Raw genomic sequence first — 15,889 nt, 5'->3', positions numbered from 1 at the left:
ATTGCGCTGCGGATGTCATGATCCGGGTCTGCTCCTTGACTTGGATCGGGCAATGGCGCAGAACATCGGCCTCCGGCCGGATGCCCGCCGCCGGACGCGCGACACCGGGAACCAGACTGTATAATGACGACGACTGCCGAAGCCGCCGCACCACTGCGTGTGATGGCTGTTTACAAATTTGCCGACCTGCCCGACGCTGCCGATATCCGGCCTCTTCTGGCGCATTTCTGCTGCTCTCACGGTATTCGCGGCACGTTTCTTCTTGCGCCAGAGGGCATCAACGGCACGGTTGCCGGATCGCCCGCCGCCATTGATGCGCTGGAGCGTTTCCTGTTGACGGACGGGCCGTTCGGCAACAGGCTCACAGGCGCCGAGATCAAATATTCCGCTGCAACTTCAATGCCGTTCCTGCGCATGAAGGTGCGGCTGAAATCCGAAATCGTCACCCTGCGCGCTCCGGAGGCCAATCCGGCAAAGATCGTCGGCACTTACGTCGAGCCGCAGGACTGGAACAGCCTGATCGAACGCAATGACGTGGTCGTGCTCGATACGCGCAACGACTATGAGGTCGGGCTTGGCACCTTCCGCCGCGCCATCGATCCGCATACGCAGACTTTTACCGAGTTCAAACAGTTCGTTGCCGATAATCTCGATCCCGCGCGGGACCGTAAGGTGGCGATGTTCTGCACCGGCGGCATTCGCTGCGAAAAGGCATCGGCTTACATGCTGGCGCAGGGCTTCGAGGAGGTCTATCACCTGAAGGGCGGCATTCTTGCCTATCTCGAACAGGTGCCTGAAACCGACAGCCGTTTTGACGGTGAGTGCTTTGTCTTCGATGATCGGGTGTCGATCGGCCATGGCCTCGTCGAGGGCGATGCGACCCTGTGCCGCGCCTGCCGTCACCCCCTCACAGCAGCTGACCGTGCTCACGTCGCCTTCCGCGAAGGCATATCCTGCGCGTGGTGCATCGATGAAGACCGGCAATCCGGCGCTGCAGAGCGCCAGCGGCAGATCGAGATTGCCCGCCGTCGTGGCCTGGCCCATCTTGGGGATGAGGCAGCCCGGGCCGCCGACATCGGCAAGGCACGGAAAAGCCGCCGCGCCGAACAGTCAAGAGTGCTCCGGGCAGGCGAGGGAACTGCGGGATAACCAGAGGCGACGCGCGGAGCCTTCGCGCAACTTGCGGTAAAATATGAGATTTAGAGCATTTCGGCATTTCGCTGAAAAGCGGAAATGATCTATCTTATTGGTTTTACGCGTTTTCTTCACGTAAAACGTTATCCGCTTTGCTTGAAAACGCTTTAGCCGATATAATGCGATTTCGTCAGAACGCGTTCCGCTCGCGATAGATCACTTGTGGGCAGTGCTGCTGCGCTGTAGAAAATCGCATTTTTTGTGAATATTATGCCATCAGGCATATGAAGTGCCTATTAGCGATTCACGCGGCAGTTGTTTTGTATTATTGTTGAGCATTACTTATATTGTCACGGACCGGGGCATGGTCTGTTCGCTCCGGGAGTCAGGAGATATCTTTTTATGAGACGCACGTCTCGATCGTTTACTGTAGAGGTCAAACGCTCCCGCTCGCGTGCGGGCGAATCCGCCGGGACCGATGTCAAAGTCCGGCGCGATCAGAGTTTTTCGGCGGCTGCACCGGCGCAGTTGTCGTGGGGTGATCTGATCACCCGCGCGGTGGACGACATCGGCCTTGCCGCCGATCTGCCGGAAGAGTTCGAGCCCGCGCCGGAAAAGACACATGCGGTTGCCGTAGTCGATCGTGATCCGGCAGTGGATGCCGTCACGCCGCGCATTCTGCCATCCCTGCTCCCTGTCGAGACGCCGTCGTCCACGCCGGAGCATGAGGAAGACGCCCATCATCTCGCGAACGATGATGACTTGCCTCCCGTCCGAAAGGTGAGGGCACCGACGCGCCGCGCGCCTTTGCAGCCCGAAAAAGCTCCGCGCAATCTGCAATCAACCGCGGTGGAGCCTGCCGCTCCGGAGCCTGAGGCCGTTACCGGCGGTGCGTTCGACGCAAGATATATCCGCGCGATGGTAGAGGGGCGCCTGCGCCTTCGCTCCGGCACGGATGAGACATCCGGCTTGCCCGCTGCCCATGAGGCGGACGAAGCTGGTTCAGATCCGGTCTCTGCCGAGGTGGATGCCCCGCCTATCGGCAAGCGTCGCCGCCAGGATTTCTGGAAGCGTCGTTTGCGGTCCTATGCTGCGCGTGACTGAACGGCGTGTAACCCCCTGAATATGTCCGCTTCGTCTTGAGGCGCGGCAATATTCCGGATCTGCCTTGTCCGGCTGAGTTACTTGGCGGGCATTGCTTGGCAAGCGTTACTTTGCAAGCTTATTTGGCAAGCGCGACCAGCGTGTCGTGAAGCGTCTGCGGAATATGCACACCACTGGCGTCTGAGCGCGTCCGGGCAGCGAACCGCCGCTGAGACGGCAAGCGTGCGCCCTGATCCACAATGGCCGTGAACAATGCCTCTGCTCGTTCCGTGTTCTCCGGCGCACCGGCGCCGGGAAAGAGCGCTGGATCGAATGCCAGAATGAGTTCGCCGTGCAGCGGTGCGACTTTGGCCCCATCGTCGAAGGCTTGAGAGGCCGTGCTTGTGAGATCGCCGATCAGCGGTCCGGCAAGCAACTCCACCATGGCCGCCAGCGCCGAACCCTTATGCCCACCGAACGTCAGCATGGCTCCGTCCAGTGCGGCTGCCGGATCTGTGGTCGGGTTGCCTTCGGCGTCGATGGCCCAGCCGGGCTGCAACGGCTTGCCGTCGCGATGATGCAGCTCGATATCGCCGCGCGCGATGGCGCTGGTGGCAAAATCGAAAACGAAGGGATGTCCTTGCGGCCGCGGCCATGCGAAGGCAATCGGGTTGGTGCCGAACACCGGCAGCCTGCCGCCCGCCGGCGCTACCCAGCTATGGCTCGGCGTCATCGCCAGCCCAGCCAGGCCTTCTGAAGCAATGGCCTCAACCTCCGGCCAAAGCGCCGTAAAATGGAAACAATGATTGATAGCCAGCGCGGCAATTCCCTGCCGCCGTGTCTTTTCCACCAGCAAAGGCAGACCGAGATCGAAAGCCAGCGGCGAGAAGCCGCGCCGCGCGTCAACCCGCACGACGCCGGGGGCATGGTCGCTGACGTCAGGCACAGCCGCAGGATCGGCCTTGCCCTTTTTGACAGTCTCGACAATGCCCGGCAAACGGTAAAGCCCATGCGAATGACATTCATCGCGCTGCCCGGCGACGATAACCTGCGCGATGCTATCGGCCTGTGCAGCAGAAAACCCATGCCGCGTCAGTACGCGCACAGAGAGGTTTCGGGCATCGTCGAGAGACAGGACGGCTTGAGTGTTCATTGGGCGTTTCCTTTGGACGTTTCCTTATGACGCGATCATTCGTGGACCACGCGTATTGTTATGAAGAAGACGTTCAGGCAGTATTTTAACCCGACAAAAATACAAGCCGAACTATTGCCAGCCGAGCAAGGTCGTTCAACTTGAAGATGCCTTGACGGCGACATTGTCGATAAGACGGACGTCATCGAGCCAAACTGCAGCGAGCAAACGCGCCGGTGTATCGGCATGCGTGAGAGGCGCAAGGTCGCTCTCGCCGCGCAACTCCAGATATTCAACCGATCCGAAACCTGCCGCAAGCAAGGCGGCGCGCGCCTCGGCGATAACAGGTTGCGCCATCTCGCCCGCCGACAGCTTGTCGGCGGCGGCTGAGAGAATGCGGAAAAGTTGCGCGGCAGTTTTACGTCGTTCAGGAGAGAGGCGGCGATTGCGCGACGACATGGCCAATCCGTCCGCTTCGCGCACGGTGGGGAGGCCGCGCACATCCACCGGAATATCGAGATCGCGCACGAGCCGACGGATGACCTGCAACTGCTGGAAATCCTTCTCTCCAAACAGCGCCACATCCGCACCCGTTTGCAGCAGCAGCTTGCTCACCACGGTTGCGACCCCGTCGAAATGGCCGGGGCGATGCCCGCCGCACAAGCCTTCGCTGACACCTGTTACCGATACCGTGGTGGAAAAACCCGCCGGATACATCGCTGCTGCGTCAGGGGCATAGAGCACGTCGATGCCAAGCGGTGTCAGCTTGGCAGCATCGGTCTGTTCGGTGCGCGGATAATTCGCGAGATCGCCAGCGTCGTTGAACTGCTTGGGGTTAACGAACAGTGTCACGATCACCCGCGTCGCCAGCCCGCGCGCCGCACGCACGAGCGAGAGGTGCCCTTCATGCAGCGCGCCCATCGTCGGCACCACCGCGACGCTGTCTCCGGCGCGCTTCCAGCGCGTCACCACGGAACGCAGCGTTGCAGGCGAGCGGACGATGGCGAGACTCATGCCGGCTCACCCGTGGGGGAGGGCGCGTCGAAGAGATGTTCGGCGGCGGGAAAACGCCGCGCCCGAACATCCGCAGCATAGGCGGCGATAGCGGTATCCGCATCGGCTCCAAGCTCGGCATAGCGCTTGACGAAGCGCGGCCTGAAATCCTGAAACAGGCCCAGTACGTCATCGACGACGAGGATCTGGCCGTCACAGGCCGGCGATGCGCCGATGCCGATGGTCGGTATCGCCACGTCGCATGTGATCCTGTCTGCCAGCGGGGCGGTGATCTTCTCCAGCACGACGGCGAACGCCCCGGCGTCCGAGACAGCCTGGGCATCCGCCAGCACGCGCCCGGCATCCTCACCGCGCCCCTGAACCACATACCCGCCAAAGGCATTGACGGCTTGTGGCGTCAGCCCGACATGCGCCATGACCGGAACACCGCGCGCGACGAGAAAGCGGATCGTTTCCGCCATGGCCACACCGCCCTCGATCTTGACGGCGGCGCAATCCGTCTCGGCCATGATGCGGGCAGCATTGCGAAACGCCTGCGCCGGACTTTCCTCATAGCTGCCGAAGGGCATGTCGACTACGACAAGCGCATGGCGAACGCCGCGCCGCACAGCTTGCGCATGCATGATCATCATGTCGAGCGTGACGCCGAGTGTCGAGGGCAGGCCATGCAGCACCATGCCGACACTGTCACCGACGAGCACGACATCGCAATGATCATCCACCATGCGGGCAACCGGCGTCGTGTAAGCGGTAAGGCACACAATCGGTTCGCCGCCCTTGCGACCGGCAATGTCCGGCGGTGTCACGGGTTTGCGCCGGGCCGGGCCGCTTGCAATCGGTTCAGATGAAATATGCGCGCTCATACGCAGCCCTTCTCTCCCGTGGCGGCTTTTTATATGCAGACGCCGGTTGCCGACGCTACTTTTGCTATTGATGAGATAACCGCCCCGTCGGCGCCGCGCAAGCGACGATCCGCAATGATTGTTCGCCGGCAACGACAGAGTGCGCGATGCTCTTGGCGCCTGTCGTAGCGTCAGGCGTGGCGCGAGGCATAGCGCCGGACCAGCCGGCGCATCGCGCGCCATAGAGGCGGAGGCACGCGGCGATAAGTGAGGTGCGCCAGACGCAGCAGTCGCCTGTGACGAGACCAGAAGTCCGCCATTGGAAGGGAAAACGGATTGGCAGCCGTGCTGATGGCGGCGTCTGTCAGATTTCGCAAAGTGTCGCGATCCAGTGTATTCATCCCCCGTTGCTCGTCTCCGGCGCAAATGATGGCTGGCAGGGCCTCCATGGAACTGGCGGCAAATCCCTGACTTTCGCACACTTTGACGAATAACCGCTCTGCGGCGTGGGCGGCGGTGCCGTCGAGCTGGGCGGCTTCGTTCTCGAAAAGCGGATCCAGCTCAGCGGCACTAAATGGTGACAATGCTTCCGCCCGGAACCAGAACATCGTACTGGCGGCAAAGCGGCCTTCATGCAGTTCACTTGTGCGCATGAAAATGCCGAGCGCCGACAACATGGCCGCCATGGGCTTTTCATTGAGCGCCAGACGCCCTTGCAGCGGAAGCAAATGTCCCTCCGGTGCAATCAGACCAAGATGTGGCTCTGTGCGCAGCGTCTGTAGAGCCATCGGCCCCGGCCCATTACCGCCACGCGACAGGAGCGAGCGTGTCAAAAAACGCCGCCACTCGGCTCCATCGTCACGATGAGGCGAGCGTTTGGTGTGCAACTTCAGGCCAATGTCATAAGGTGGCAGATCCCCGCGCAAGGCCGTGAGGAAGGGCAATACATCCCGCCCACGATTCTGCACAACGATTTCACGGTAATCGACAAGGTAAGGTGTATCCGGCTTCGCCAGCGTGCTTTGCCCGCAATGGGTCAATACCAGCCCAAATGGAACATTGACTGCGCTGGCGATGTCCCGTGCCATTTCTTCCCAGATATCGGGATAGTGTACATGGACAAAGATCAGTGGCGGCAGCTCCGACGCGGCCATCACGATCAGTCACCCAATGCGGCAAGGCAGCGTGCGACACCATCGCGCCAGTCCGGCAACTTGTGCCCGAAAGATGTCGCGAAGCGCGTCGTGTCCAGACGTGAATTGGCCGGGCGCCGGGCAGGCGTCGGATAATCCGCCGTGGTGATGGCGTCTACCGCTGCTGAAGGCCCACCGCGCGCGGCCGATTGGCGGAAGATCTCACGCGCAAAATCAGCCCAGTTGGCCTCACCTTGCGCCGTGAGGTGGAACACACCTTGCAGATCGCTGTTTTGCGGATCGGCCACAATGGCGCGCGCTGCTACCAAAATCGCCTCGGCGATGTCCGGCGCATAGGTCGGCGTGCCGAACTGATCGGCAACGACACCGACCCGCTCCCGATCGCCGGCAAGCCGCAGCATGGTCTTCAGAAAATTGCCGCCATAGGGGCTATAGACCCATGCTGTGCGCAGGATCGCGTGTGCCGGATTTGCAGCCGCAACGGCCTGCTCCCCGGCAAGCTTGGAGGCGCCATAAACGTTCTGCGGACCAGTTGGATCCTGCTCGTGCCGCCAGCCATCGGCACTACCGGAAAACACGTAATCCGTGGATACGTGAATGACGGGCAGGCCGGCTTCGGCAGCCGCCAACGCCACGTTCTCCGCTCCATCGCGGTTGATGGCAAAGGCCTGATCCCGCTCGCTTTCAGCGCGATCAACCGCAGTATAAGCTGCCGCGTTCACCACGATATCCGGTTTATGAGCGTCAAGCGCTCGCTCAATCGATGCGCGATCCGTGATGTCGAGTTCAGGGCGGCCAATTGCCACCACGTCGACATCAGCGGCGGACAATGCCAGCAGCGAACGCGCAAGCTGGCCTTCGCGGCCGGAGACAAAAAGTTTCATGGCGCTGCGTCTTTCGTTGTTTCGACGCGCGCGGCAGTCTTCACGCCAAGCCTTTGACCGGCATAGCGCTCGCGAATCGGTTGCCACCAAGCTTCATTGTCGAGATACCAGCGGACAGTCCGGCGAAGTCCGGTATCGAACGTTTCCTGCGCCTTCCAGCCAAGCTCCCGCTCGATGCGCGACGCATCAATGGCATAGCGCAGATCGTGGCCGGGACGGTCGGTGACGAAATCAATCAGCGAGCGGCGCGGTTGGCCGTTCGCCAGTGGCGACAGTTGGTCCAGCTCATCGCAGATCGTCTCGACCACGGCGAGATTGGATCGCTCATTGCGCCCGCCGATATTATAGGAGCGGCCGGGCACACCACGGGTCACCACCAGTTCCAGCGCGCGCGCGTGATCCTCGACGAACAGCCAGTCGCGAACGTTCTCGCCACGTCCATAAACCGGGAGGTGCTTGCCCTCCAGCCCATTCAGAATCACAAGCGGAATGAGCTTCTCGGGGAAGTGGAATGGCCCGTAATTGTTGGAGCAGTTCGACAACACCACGGGCAGGCCATAGGTGTGGTACCACGCATTCGCAAGGTGGTCAGACGATGCCTTGGAGGCCGAATACGGCGAGGAAGGCGCGTAGGGCGTGTCTTCTGTGAACAGCGAATCGTCGAGCGGCAAGTCACCATATACTTCGTCGGTAGAGATATGATGGAAGCGAAATGCCTCGCGCCTCTCGGCGCTCAGTTCGCTCCAGTATGCACGGGCTTCTTCAAGCAGGGCATAGGTGCCGACGATGTTCGTGCTGATGAAATCACCCGGACCGTCAATGGAGCGATCGACATGACTCTCCGCCGCCAGATGCATGATGGCGTCGATGTCATGCGACCGCAGCAGGGTGCGCACCAGTTCCCGGTCGAGGATGTCGCCCTTGACGAAGCGGTAACGTGGTGAATCCTGAATGGACTCAAGCGATGACAACGATGCGGCGTAAGTCAGCTTGTCGAGATTGACCGCCGAATGGTCCGTATTCCCGATCAGATGGCGGCAAACAGCAGAACCGATGAAGCCTGCGCCTCCGGTGACGAGTATTTTCATGGGAAGCCTCCCGATACGGCAGAATGCGCATGCACGCGGCGGGTCAATCAGAACGGTACGGCAATCTCGCGTAACACCGGTGCGGCTGCATCCTTGGTAGACAGCACCGGCGCATGGTCAGCCAGAGGCCATTGAACCGCGATGTCGGGATCGTCAAAACGAATGGAGCGGTCATGAGCGGCGGAGTATGGCGCGGAGACCTTATAAAGGACTTCGGTGTCCGGTTCGAGCGTCAGGAAACCATGGGCGAATCCGATCGGCACCAGGATCTGGTTGAATTCTTCCGCTGACAATTCAAGGGTCACCCACTGCCTGAAAGTCGGTGAATCCTTGCGGATATCCACGGCAACATCGAGGATTCGCCCGCGCAACACGCGCACGAGTTTGGCCTGAGCGAACGGCGGCTCCTGATAATGAAGGCCCCGTAGGGTATATTTTTCACGCGACAGCGATTGATTATCCTGAACCCAGTCCAGAGTGATGCCTTTTTCACGGAACTTGTTGGAGTTGAACGTCTCCGAAAAGAACCCACGATCATCGCCAAATACTTTCGGCTTGATCTCAAGCACATCCGGAATATCCAGTTGGCGAACAGCAGGCATTCACAGTCCTCGTAAAGTCAGGGATGGGGCGGAGGCCAGCAGGCGATCCGCGCCCTTTCAGGTTGGATATTTCTTGCGACATTCGCGTCAGATTTGCAATCCTAATTCGCGCCACGCAGAAATCAAAAACAGAAATCATAAAATATAAAGTTATATTTCGTAGCATATTATAAATATGCAGTATTTGATTTTAAAAATCAATAAAAAATAAAAATTATAAAATATTGTATTAGAAATTCTTTTAAAATTAATTCATTATAATTTGTTTAAATAATTTAATTTGCATTATTTATTATATCTCAGCGGTGTTATCTGAAAATTTTTTTGGTGTTTATTATCGATATGAATTTTTTATTGCGACATATATGTCGTGACTCTCATCGTTTATCGACTGTCATGACGCGTGGGGGAAAAGATAGCGAGAAATCCTCGCGCCCAATTGTCAGGTTGGGAGAATAATATGGGTCCACCAGCAGCTTGTCTCCCCACCTGCTTTGCATTGTCCTGACCTCGCTTTTGAACCGCGCCAGCTTCTCCGGATTGTCCTCCGCTCCGCGCGAAAGGCTCTCATGATGATAGAGTTCGGCGAACGGCGTCCAGAGATTCCGATAGCCCGCTTCGCGAACTTTAAGGCAGAAGTCGACATCGTTGAAAGCCACTTTCAGGTGGGTTTCATCCAGTCCGCCGACGGCTTCGTATGTCTCCTTGCGGACCAGCAGGCATGCGGCCGTGACGGCCGACAGATTCTGCGACACCTTCAGGCGACAGGCATAGCCCGGAGTGTTGCGATCGGCGTATTTGTGCGAATGACCGGCGACGCCATTCAATCCTAGAATCACTCCGGCATGTTGAATGGTATCGTTCCCGTACAGCAGTTTAGCGCCGACACAGCCAATTTGCGGCAGGGATGCCCAGCCGACCATTTCTGACAACCACTCGGGGGAAATGACTTCGATGTCGTTGTTGATCAGACCGACGATCGGCCCCCTGGCTTCTCTCACAGCAATATTATTAATTTCAGAGTAATTGAATGGAGCGTCGTGCCGCAATATCCTGACGTTATCGTAGCAGGCGATGCTTGCGAGGTAATCGAGCGCCTCCGGGTCGGTCGATCCATTGTCCACGACGATGATTTCATATGGGCGGTAAGTTGTTTTGCCTCGAATTGATTCGATACACTTGCGCAGATGATCGACGCCGTCGCGCGTCGGTATGATGAGGCTCACCATGGGCGCGGGCTGTGGGATTGCAGGGCGAATCCGGTAAAACGGGGTTGCGGGCGCGGGCTCGACCGTCGCCGCAACCCCGGTTCGCGCCAGGTGCTCCTGGATCGCGTGCCGCCCGATTTCCCAAGTGTAGGGCTTTTCCGCCACTGACGTTGCGGTTGAGCCCTGGATGGCCCGCCAGTGATACAATATTTTCGGAATATGGCGGACGGTGGTGGGCCGCACATGTTCGAGAATACGAAGGTTCAGGTCATAATCCTGACTGCCTTCGAATCCGACCCGCCATCCGCCCGCCTGCCGGACAAGTTGCGTGCGGTGGACAGTCAGGTGGTTGAGGTAATTCATCGTCAGCAGTGTTTCCGGGCTGTAATCCGGCTTGAAGAAAGGATCGAAACGATGTCCATTCTCGTCGATCTTGTCTTCGTCACTATAGATGACAGTTGCGTCGGGGTGCCGATTAATCTCGGCTGCGACTTCATATAGCGCGTGCGGGCGCAACAGGTCGTCGTGATCAAGCATCGCGATCCAGTCGCCCGTTGCCAACTCAAGCGCCGAATTGGATGCCTGTGCGATATGGCCGTTTTGGGGGCGATACACGATCTTGATACGTTTATCGCGTTGCCGATGATGTTCCAGGATCTCGCGGACATGCGGTGCAGTCGAGGCGTCGTCGGCGATACATAATTCCCAATGCGGATATATCTGCGCGCGGACGCTGTTGATCGCTGCCTCGATAAATCGTTGCGGGGGATTGTACACCGGCATAATAATCGAGATGAGCGGAGATCTTGCCAGGTTTGCCGCGTCGTGGCGTAGCGTTTCCTGTTGCGCGGGCGTGAAGGTGTCATACAGGTTGACCCATTTGTCGTACCCTCTTCCATCCAGATGGGCGTCGAGCAGCGCTGCATCCCGGGCGATGAGCCCGCGCAGCAAAGGCCAGCCACCTTCCCGATAGAGCGCGATTGTGCGACGTGTAAGTCGGGGAATGTCGCCGGGCGATGCAAGGCGCCTGGACCCGAGCCGGACAATGCGCGCTAACGATTTCAATCTCCCAAACCTCGCAAGGAGAGTCGTGGACGGCTTCTGGTTCAAGATGTCACCTCTCGGGACAGTCGGTTCCGGCAGTTTTCACCTGTATTTCAGGAATAATTGCCTGGCAATGATGATATCGCAATCTGGAAGGCGCTGGATTTTTCGCCTGCAAGCCGCTTACGATAAAGGAAACGGGGGCATGCGTACACGCAGACTGGCCAAGAAACAAGCATATTTGCATGCAAAAATTCATTATATTAGGCTAAGCTGTCATCGATAGGGCGATAAATGAACAGGAACTATCATTTTGCTTTGTATTTACAAATTGGCGACATGCCATCAGAAACCCGACAGAAGCGAAACTAAAAAGAGAGACATTACAGAGCCTGCGCAGTAGCAATAATTAATTTTCAATCTAAAAATTTGTATTTAATCGCCAATATAAGAAGTTAATTTAAATTATAACAAGTAATTATATTTATAATCTGATAATACTTGCATCAATACAAGTAATAAATTTTAATAAATATCCACTCTGGTTAAGTTGTGTCGACAATTTTATCTTGCTCTATATGAGTCGAGGCGTTATATCGCCGCAAATGGCGATTTCCGAATACGGTTGAGGGGCAGATGAAGGGCATTATTCTGGCGGGTGGCAGCGGTACGCGCCTGCATCCGATCACGCTTACGGCGTCCAAGCAGCTCCTCCCGGTCTATGACAAGCCGATGATATATTATCCGCTGTCGACGCTTATGCTTGCCGGCATTCGTGATATCCTCATCATCTCGACCCCGCATGATCTGCCGCGCTTTCAGGCGTTGCTTGGTGATGGGGCGCGGTGGGGCTTGTCTCTGAGCTACGCGGAGCAGCCCAGTCCGGACGGGTTGGCGCAGGCGTACATCATCGGTGAGGAGTTCGTTGCCGGCGAGCCTTCGGCCCTGATCCTTGGGGATAACCTGTTCTACGGGCACGGCTTGCCTGAGTTTCTGCGCGACGCGGCAGCCAATCTCAACGGGGCATCGGTATTCGCATATCGCGTGACCGATCCCGAGCGGTACGGCGTCGTATCCTTTGACGAGGCTGGCCACGCGATCTCCCTTGAGGAAAAGCCGCTGAAACCTCAGTCGAACTGGGCCGTAACGGGGCTGTATTTCTATGATGGCCGTGCGCCACAGCTCGCACGAACACTCAAACCTTCAGCTCGGGGCGAGCTTGAAATCACCGATCTCAACCGCCTCTATCTGGAAGAGGGAACGCTCAAGGTGTCATGCATGGGGCGTGGGTACGCATGGTTGGACACTGGCACTCCCGATTCACTGCTGGAAGCCGCTGGCTTCGTTCGCACGCTCGAAACGCGGCAGGGCTTCAAGATCGCTTGCCCCGAAGAAATTGCTTTCCGACTTGGCCTGATCGATAGCACACAGCTTCTGGAACTAGGGCGGGCGCTTGGTAAAAGCCAGTACGGTATCTATCTTCAGCGCTTGGCTGAACAGGATCTGAGTGGCTTGCCCAAATTACATTTTTAACATAGACTTTTACTTCGATGAGGGTGTTCTTTTTATGGGATCGTCAATGAAATATTGATGGTCCCTTATGTGAAATCAGAATTAAAAGATAAAGTTTTCTGATTTCACGGAAAGAACGCCATTTAGGCACCAAGCAATGCCGTTCTTTTTTCGGTGTTATTTGTGATCTCTGCCATGGTCCCGGCAAACTGGATTTGGCCTTTTTCCAGAATGTATGTTCTGTCCGCAACGAGAGATGCGAAATATAGATTTTGCTCGGATAGGAGAATGCTCACTCCTTGCGCTTTCAGCTCCACAATTGCCGCGGCCATTTGCTCGACGATGACGGGAGCTATTCCCTCTGAAGGCTCATCAAGCAGAACCAGATAGGGGTTACCCATCAGTGTGCGGGCGACGGATAACATCTGTTGCTCGCCGCCGCTCATACGGCCCGCTCCGCGACCGGCCATTTCGCTCAGATTAGGGAACAGCCGAAAAAGCCTTTCGGGAGTCCATGGCGCAAGCGACGTGCCATCGGGCCAGACACGGGGAGGTTGGCGGCCGACTTCAAGATTCTCGGCCACCGTCAGGTCTGTAAAAATGCGCCGATCCTCCGGCACAAATCCCATACCAAGACGGGCAATGCGATTTGGCTCGCTGCTCGATATATCGTTGCCCATAAAAGTAGCCGACCGGGCGCGGCGGGTGACGAGGCCTATCAACGATAGAAATGTTGTCGATTTCCCCGCGCCGTTGCGGCCCATCAGGGCGACGACTTCTCCACGTTGCACGTCGAGGTCGACGTCGAACAAGATTTGTGCAGCGCCATACCATGCGCGCAGACCGCGTACGGATAATAGGGGAGGGGATGCCGTCATGATATCTCCCTGTGCCGGTCGAGGTCGATGTCTCTGCCTGCATCCAGATCCTGGCCGAGGGCAGCTCCGGAGCCGAGGTATACCTGCGCGACAAGCTGGTTCTCCCGGATAGCCGCTGGCGTGTCGTCGGCTATGATGTGTCCGCGCGCCAGGACAATAATGCGGTCGGCATAACCGAAAACGACGTCCATGCTATGTTCGGTGAATAAAACGGCTGTCCCGAGACGCTGCACGAGATCGCGAGTCAAAGCCATCAGATCGATGCGCTCGCGCGGCGCCATGCCGGCAGTGGGCTCGTCCATCAGCAGCAGGCGGGGGCGATGCGCCAGCGCCACAGCCAGTTCCAGCCGCTTGATATCGCCATAAGCCATGGCGCTACAGGGCCTGTCGGCCTGATCCGCCAGCTGGACCAGATCGAGTAGCGCCAGCGCCTCTTCGCGCGCGTAATCTGATACGCGCGACACGATGTTGAACAGCCGCCTGTCGCGCGACAGTAGCGCGGTCTGGACGTTTTCAATCGTTGTCATCGACTGGAAGGGCTGCGCGACCTGAAAGGTCCGGCCGATGCCGAGCCGCCAGATGGCACGCGGCGACCGGCCGGTTATATCCGTCCCGTCGAAGATGATGGAGCCGGTATCCGGGCGTAGCTGGCCGTTGATCATGTTGAACAGCGTTGATTTTCCCGCGCCGTTGGGACCGATCAAAGCCAGCAGTTCGCCCGCGTGCAGCCCGAATGATACGTCCGCGTTGGCGCGCACACCGCCGAACGATTTGCCTACGCCATCAACCTGCAACAAGACGGGTGCAGATGCCGGGTTCGCAGGCTCGCGGTCGAAATGCATCTGCTTGGCGGTCATGGTGAAGTGTCCACGCTGAAGTCATACAGATGCTCCCGGCCGGGAACCGTTCGCGCGATGGTGTTACGCAAGCACCACACGGGCTTTCTCCGAAAGTCGATGAGGTAAAGCAAGACGCCTCCCGCGTCAGCCGACAGCAAAGCCAGCATCGCCTTATCCGACGAATGGGCATAACGGTCAAATCCATTTCGGCAATTGGCGCCGGTGCCTCTCACTTGCTTTTCCGGACCGATTGTATAGAACAAAACATGATTTTTCTCGGGTGAGAGCTGTATGAACTGGTCCGGACAGCAGGATGATGCGTTAAAGGCGGTCGCGCGGTGGCTGCGAGATGGGTCGCCGCAGGTGTTCCGCCTGTTCGGTTATGCCGGCACGGGCAAGACGACCTTGGCGCGGCATATCGCCGAGGATGTCGATGGCGATGTTATTTTCGGGGCCTATACCGGCAAGGCCGCTTCGGTGTTGCGGTCGCGTGGTTGCGAGGATGCGGCCACCATCCACAGCCTCATTTACCGCTCTCGCACCACTGACGATGAGGATGCGCCATCCTTCGTACTCAACCGGCAGGCGGAAGCAGGCAAGGCAGCGCTGATCGTTATCGATGAATGTTCGATGGTGGATGAAGCGCTGGGGCGGGATCTGCTGTCGTTTCAGGTGCCGGTGCTCGTACTTGGCGATCCGGCGCAGTTGCCGCCTGTGCGTGGCGGCGGCTTTTTCACCGAGGCCGAGCCTGATGTGATGCTGACCGAAGTTCACCGCCAGGCGCGCGACAATCCCATCATTCGTCTGTCGATGGCGGTGCGCGAGGGGGGCGATCTGCCGCCGTTGCGGGAGGAGGGAGCACGGGTCATCTCCCGGCGCGAGATTGACGCCGATCTGGTGATGCGGGCCGATCAGGTGCTGGTGGGCATGAACCGCACACGCCGCCTTTACAATGGGCGCATCCGGGAGTTGCAAGGGTTTCGCGATCCGCTGCCGGCGGCGGGAGAAAAGCTGGTGTGCCTGCGCAACAACAAAACCAAGGGCCTGTTTAATGGCAGCACGTGGTCGGTGCGCGCTCTGCGCGGTGAGGCGAAGGGCTTCATCAAAATGGAGGTCGCCCCCGAAGATGAAAACGTGCGCCGGGGCGTGGATGTATCCGTGCTGACGGATTTTTTTACGGGCGCGGAGGAGGATATTCCCTTCGCGATGCGGCGCGATTCGGATGAATTCACTTACGGTTATGCCCTGACTGTGCACAAGGCGCAGGGCTCGCAGTGGGACGAAGTGATGCTGTTCGACGAATCACGGGCATTTCGCGAGCACCGCGCGCGTTGGCTCTATACCGGTATCACCCGCGCTGCCGAAAGGCTGACCGTGGTGGCCTGAGAAAGACCAGGACCCTACGGTGCGCTGGGCCGGTTGTTCCGGCATTTCCATGTTGAACGCAGGCGGTGGCCGATGTTCAGGTGAGTTTT

14 protein-coding genes are annotated in these 15,889 nt (G+C 58.3%); 4 read left to right on the top strand and 10 right to left on the bottom strand.

Going from position 1 to position 15,889, the window contains the following annotated elements:
* Window positions 1-123: 123 nt before the first annotated feature.
* Together trhO and FHS81_RS05985 are read left to right on the top strand one after the other, a co-directional pair.
* Window positions 124-1,149 carry an oxygen-dependent tRNA uridine(34) hydroxylase TrhO gene (gene trhO / locus FHS81_RS05990; protein WP_183751129.1) on the top strand — a complete coding sequence of 342 codons (1,026 nt, stop codon included), beginning with the start codon at window positions 124-126 and terminating at the stop codon, window positions 1,147-1,149.
* A 387-nt stretch (window positions 1,150-1,536) separates the two neighbouring features.
* Window positions 1,537-2,238, top strand: a complete 702-nt coding sequence (locus FHS81_RS05985) for a hypothetical protein (RefSeq protein WP_183751128.1) — start codon at window positions 1,537-1,539, stop codon at window positions 2,236-2,238.
* A 118-nt stretch (window positions 2,239-2,356) separates the two neighbouring features.
* On the opposite strand, the gene FHS81_RS05980 is transcribed toward FHS81_RS05985, so the two are convergent.
* From FHS81_RS05980 to FHS81_RS05945, 8 genes are all read right to left on the bottom strand, one after another.
* Window positions 2,357-3,370: an Ldh family oxidoreductase gene (locus tag FHS81_RS05980; RefSeq protein ID WP_183751127.1), complete on the bottom strand. Its 1,014-nt coding sequence runs from the start codon at window positions 3,368-3,370 to the stop codon at window positions 2,357-2,359.
* Window positions 3,371-3,505: 135 nt separating this feature from the next.
* Entirely contained in the window at window positions 3,506-4,363 is an 858-nt protein-coding gene (gene panC, locus FHS81_RS05975) for a pantoate--beta-alanine ligase (protein WP_183751126.1), read from the bottom strand.
* Complete coding sequence (gene panB / locus FHS81_RS05970; protein ID WP_183751124.1) at window positions 4,360-5,226, bottom strand: 3-methyl-2-oxobutanoate hydroxymethyltransferase; 867 nt, start codon at window positions 5,224-5,226, stop codon at window positions 4,360-4,362. Before panB ends, panC begins: the two co-directional genes overlap by 4 nt.
* A 170-nt stretch (window positions 5,227-5,396) precedes the next feature.
* The gene (locus FHS81_RS05965) at window positions 5,397-6,359 is read right to left on the bottom strand and encodes a rhamnan synthesis F family protein (RefSeq protein WP_246374858.1); all 963 of its coding nucleotides are present in this window, start codon (window positions 6,357-6,359) and stop codon (window positions 5,397-5,399) included.
* A gap of 5 nt (window positions 6,360-6,364) precedes the next feature.
* Window positions 6,365-7,243, bottom strand: a complete 879-nt coding sequence (gene rfbD, locus FHS81_RS05960; protein ID WP_183751122.1) for a dTDP-4-dehydrorhamnose reductase — start codon at window positions 7,241-7,243, stop codon at window positions 6,365-6,367.
* A complete protein-coding gene (rfbB, locus tag FHS81_RS05955; protein ID WP_183751120.1) occupies window positions 7,240-8,331 on the bottom strand; it encodes a dTDP-glucose 4,6-dehydratase in 1,092 nt (363 codons plus the stop codon). Before rfbB ends, rfbD begins: the two co-directional genes overlap by 4 nt.
* Before the next feature lie 47 nt (window positions 8,332-8,378).
* Entirely contained in the window at window positions 8,379-8,933 is a 555-nt protein-coding gene (gene rfbC, locus FHS81_RS05950) for a dTDP-4-dehydrorhamnose 3,5-epimerase (protein WP_183751119.1), read from the bottom strand.
* Between the two features lie 377 nt (window positions 8,934-9,310).
* Window positions 9,311-11,092 (bottom strand): glycosyltransferase family 2 protein, encoded by a 1,782-nt coding sequence (locus tag FHS81_RS05945; RefSeq protein ID WP_210281560.1) that lies wholly within the window; start codon window positions 11,090-11,092, stop codon window positions 9,311-9,313.
* A gap of 729 nt (window positions 11,093-11,821) precedes the next feature.
* Here FHS81_RS05945 and rfbA point away from each other — a divergent pair.
* Window positions 11,822-12,718: a glucose-1-phosphate thymidylyltransferase RfbA gene (gene rfbA, locus FHS81_RS05940; RefSeq protein WP_183751118.1), complete on the top strand. Its 897-nt coding sequence runs from the start codon at window positions 11,822-11,824 to the stop codon at window positions 12,716-12,718.
* 122 nt (window positions 12,719-12,840) lie between these two features.
* Here rfbA and FHS81_RS05935 read toward each other — a convergent pair whose 3' ends face one another.
* Together FHS81_RS05935 and FHS81_RS05930 are read right to left on the bottom strand one after the other, a co-directional pair.
* Window positions 12,841-13,575: an ABC transporter ATP-binding protein gene (locus tag FHS81_RS05935; protein ID WP_183751116.1), complete on the bottom strand. Its 735-nt coding sequence runs from the start codon at window positions 13,573-13,575 to the stop codon at window positions 12,841-12,843.
* Entirely contained in the window at window positions 13,572-14,432 is an 861-nt protein-coding gene (locus tag FHS81_RS05930; RefSeq protein WP_246374776.1) for an ABC transporter ATP-binding protein, read from the bottom strand. Before FHS81_RS05930 ends, FHS81_RS05935 begins: the two co-directional genes overlap by 4 nt.
* Before the next feature lie 273 nt (window positions 14,433-14,705).
* Between FHS81_RS05930 and FHS81_RS05925 the strand changes: the two genes are divergently transcribed.
* On the top strand, window positions 14,706-15,800 hold the full coding sequence (locus tag FHS81_RS05925; protein WP_183751115.1) for an ATP-dependent DNA helicase: 1,095 nt from the start codon (window positions 14,706-14,708) through the stop codon (window positions 15,798-15,800).
* The last annotated feature ends 89 nt before the right edge of the window (window positions 15,801-15,889 follow it).

Source organism: Pseudochelatococcus contaminans (assembly GCF_014195635.1).
GTDB classification, from domain to species: domain Bacteria; phylum Pseudomonadota; class Alphaproteobacteria; order Rhizobiales; family Beijerinckiaceae; genus Pseudochelatococcus; species Pseudochelatococcus contaminans.
This window is presented reverse-complemented; position numbering and strand designations above follow the sequence as displayed.

What these genes read in the sequence shown, in the direction of transcription:
- trhO (WP_183751129.1), top strand. Translation starts at nt 124, where the DNA reads ATGACGACGACTGCCGAAGCCGCCGCACCACTGCGTGTGATGGCTGTT.
- FHS81_RS05985 (WP_183751128.1), top strand. Translation starts at nt 1,537, where the DNA reads ATGAGACGCACGTCTCGATCGTTTACTGTAGAGGTCAAACGCTCCCGC.
- FHS81_RS05980 (WP_183751127.1), bottom strand. Translation starts at nt 3,370, where the DNA reads ATGAACACTCAAGCCGTCCTGTCTCTCGACGATGCCCGAAACCTCTCT.
- panC (WP_183751126.1), bottom strand. Translation starts at nt 4,363, where the DNA reads ATGAGTCTCGCCATCGTCCGCTCGCCTGCAACGCTGCGTTCCGTGGTG.
- panB (WP_183751124.1), bottom strand. Translation starts at nt 5,226, where the DNA reads ATGAGCGCGCATATTTCATCTGAACCGATTGCAAGCGGCCCGGCCCGG.
- FHS81_RS05965 (WP_246374858.1), bottom strand. Translation starts at nt 6,359, where the DNA reads ATGGCCGCGTCGGAGCTGCCGCCACTGATCTTTGTCCATGTACACTAT.
- rfbD (WP_183751122.1), bottom strand. Translation starts at nt 7,243, where the DNA reads ATGAAACTTTTTGTCTCCGGCCGCGAAGGCCAGCTTGCGCGTTCGCTG.
- rfbB (WP_183751120.1), bottom strand. Translation starts at nt 8,331, where the DNA reads ATGAAAATACTCGTCACCGGAGGCGCAGGCTTCATCGGTTCTGCTGTT.
- rfbC (WP_183751119.1), bottom strand. Translation starts at nt 8,933, where the DNA reads ATGCCTGCTGTTCGCCAACTGGATATTCCGGATGTGCTTGAGATCAAG.
- rfbA (WP_183751118.1), top strand. Translation starts at nt 11,822, where the DNA reads ATGAAGGGCATTATTCTGGCGGGTGGCAGCGGTACGCGCCTGCATCCG.
- FHS81_RS05935 (WP_183751116.1), bottom strand. Translation starts at nt 13,575, where the DNA reads ATGACGGCATCCCCTCCCCTATTATCCGTACGCGGTCTGCGCGCATGG.
- FHS81_RS05930 (WP_246374776.1), bottom strand. Translation starts at nt 14,432, where the DNA reads ATGACCGCCAAGCAGATGCATTTCGACCGCGAGCCTGCGAACCCGGCA.
- FHS81_RS05925 (WP_183751115.1), top strand. Translation starts at nt 14,706, where the DNA reads ATGAACTGGTCCGGACAGCAGGATGATGCGTTAAAGGCGGTCGCGCGG.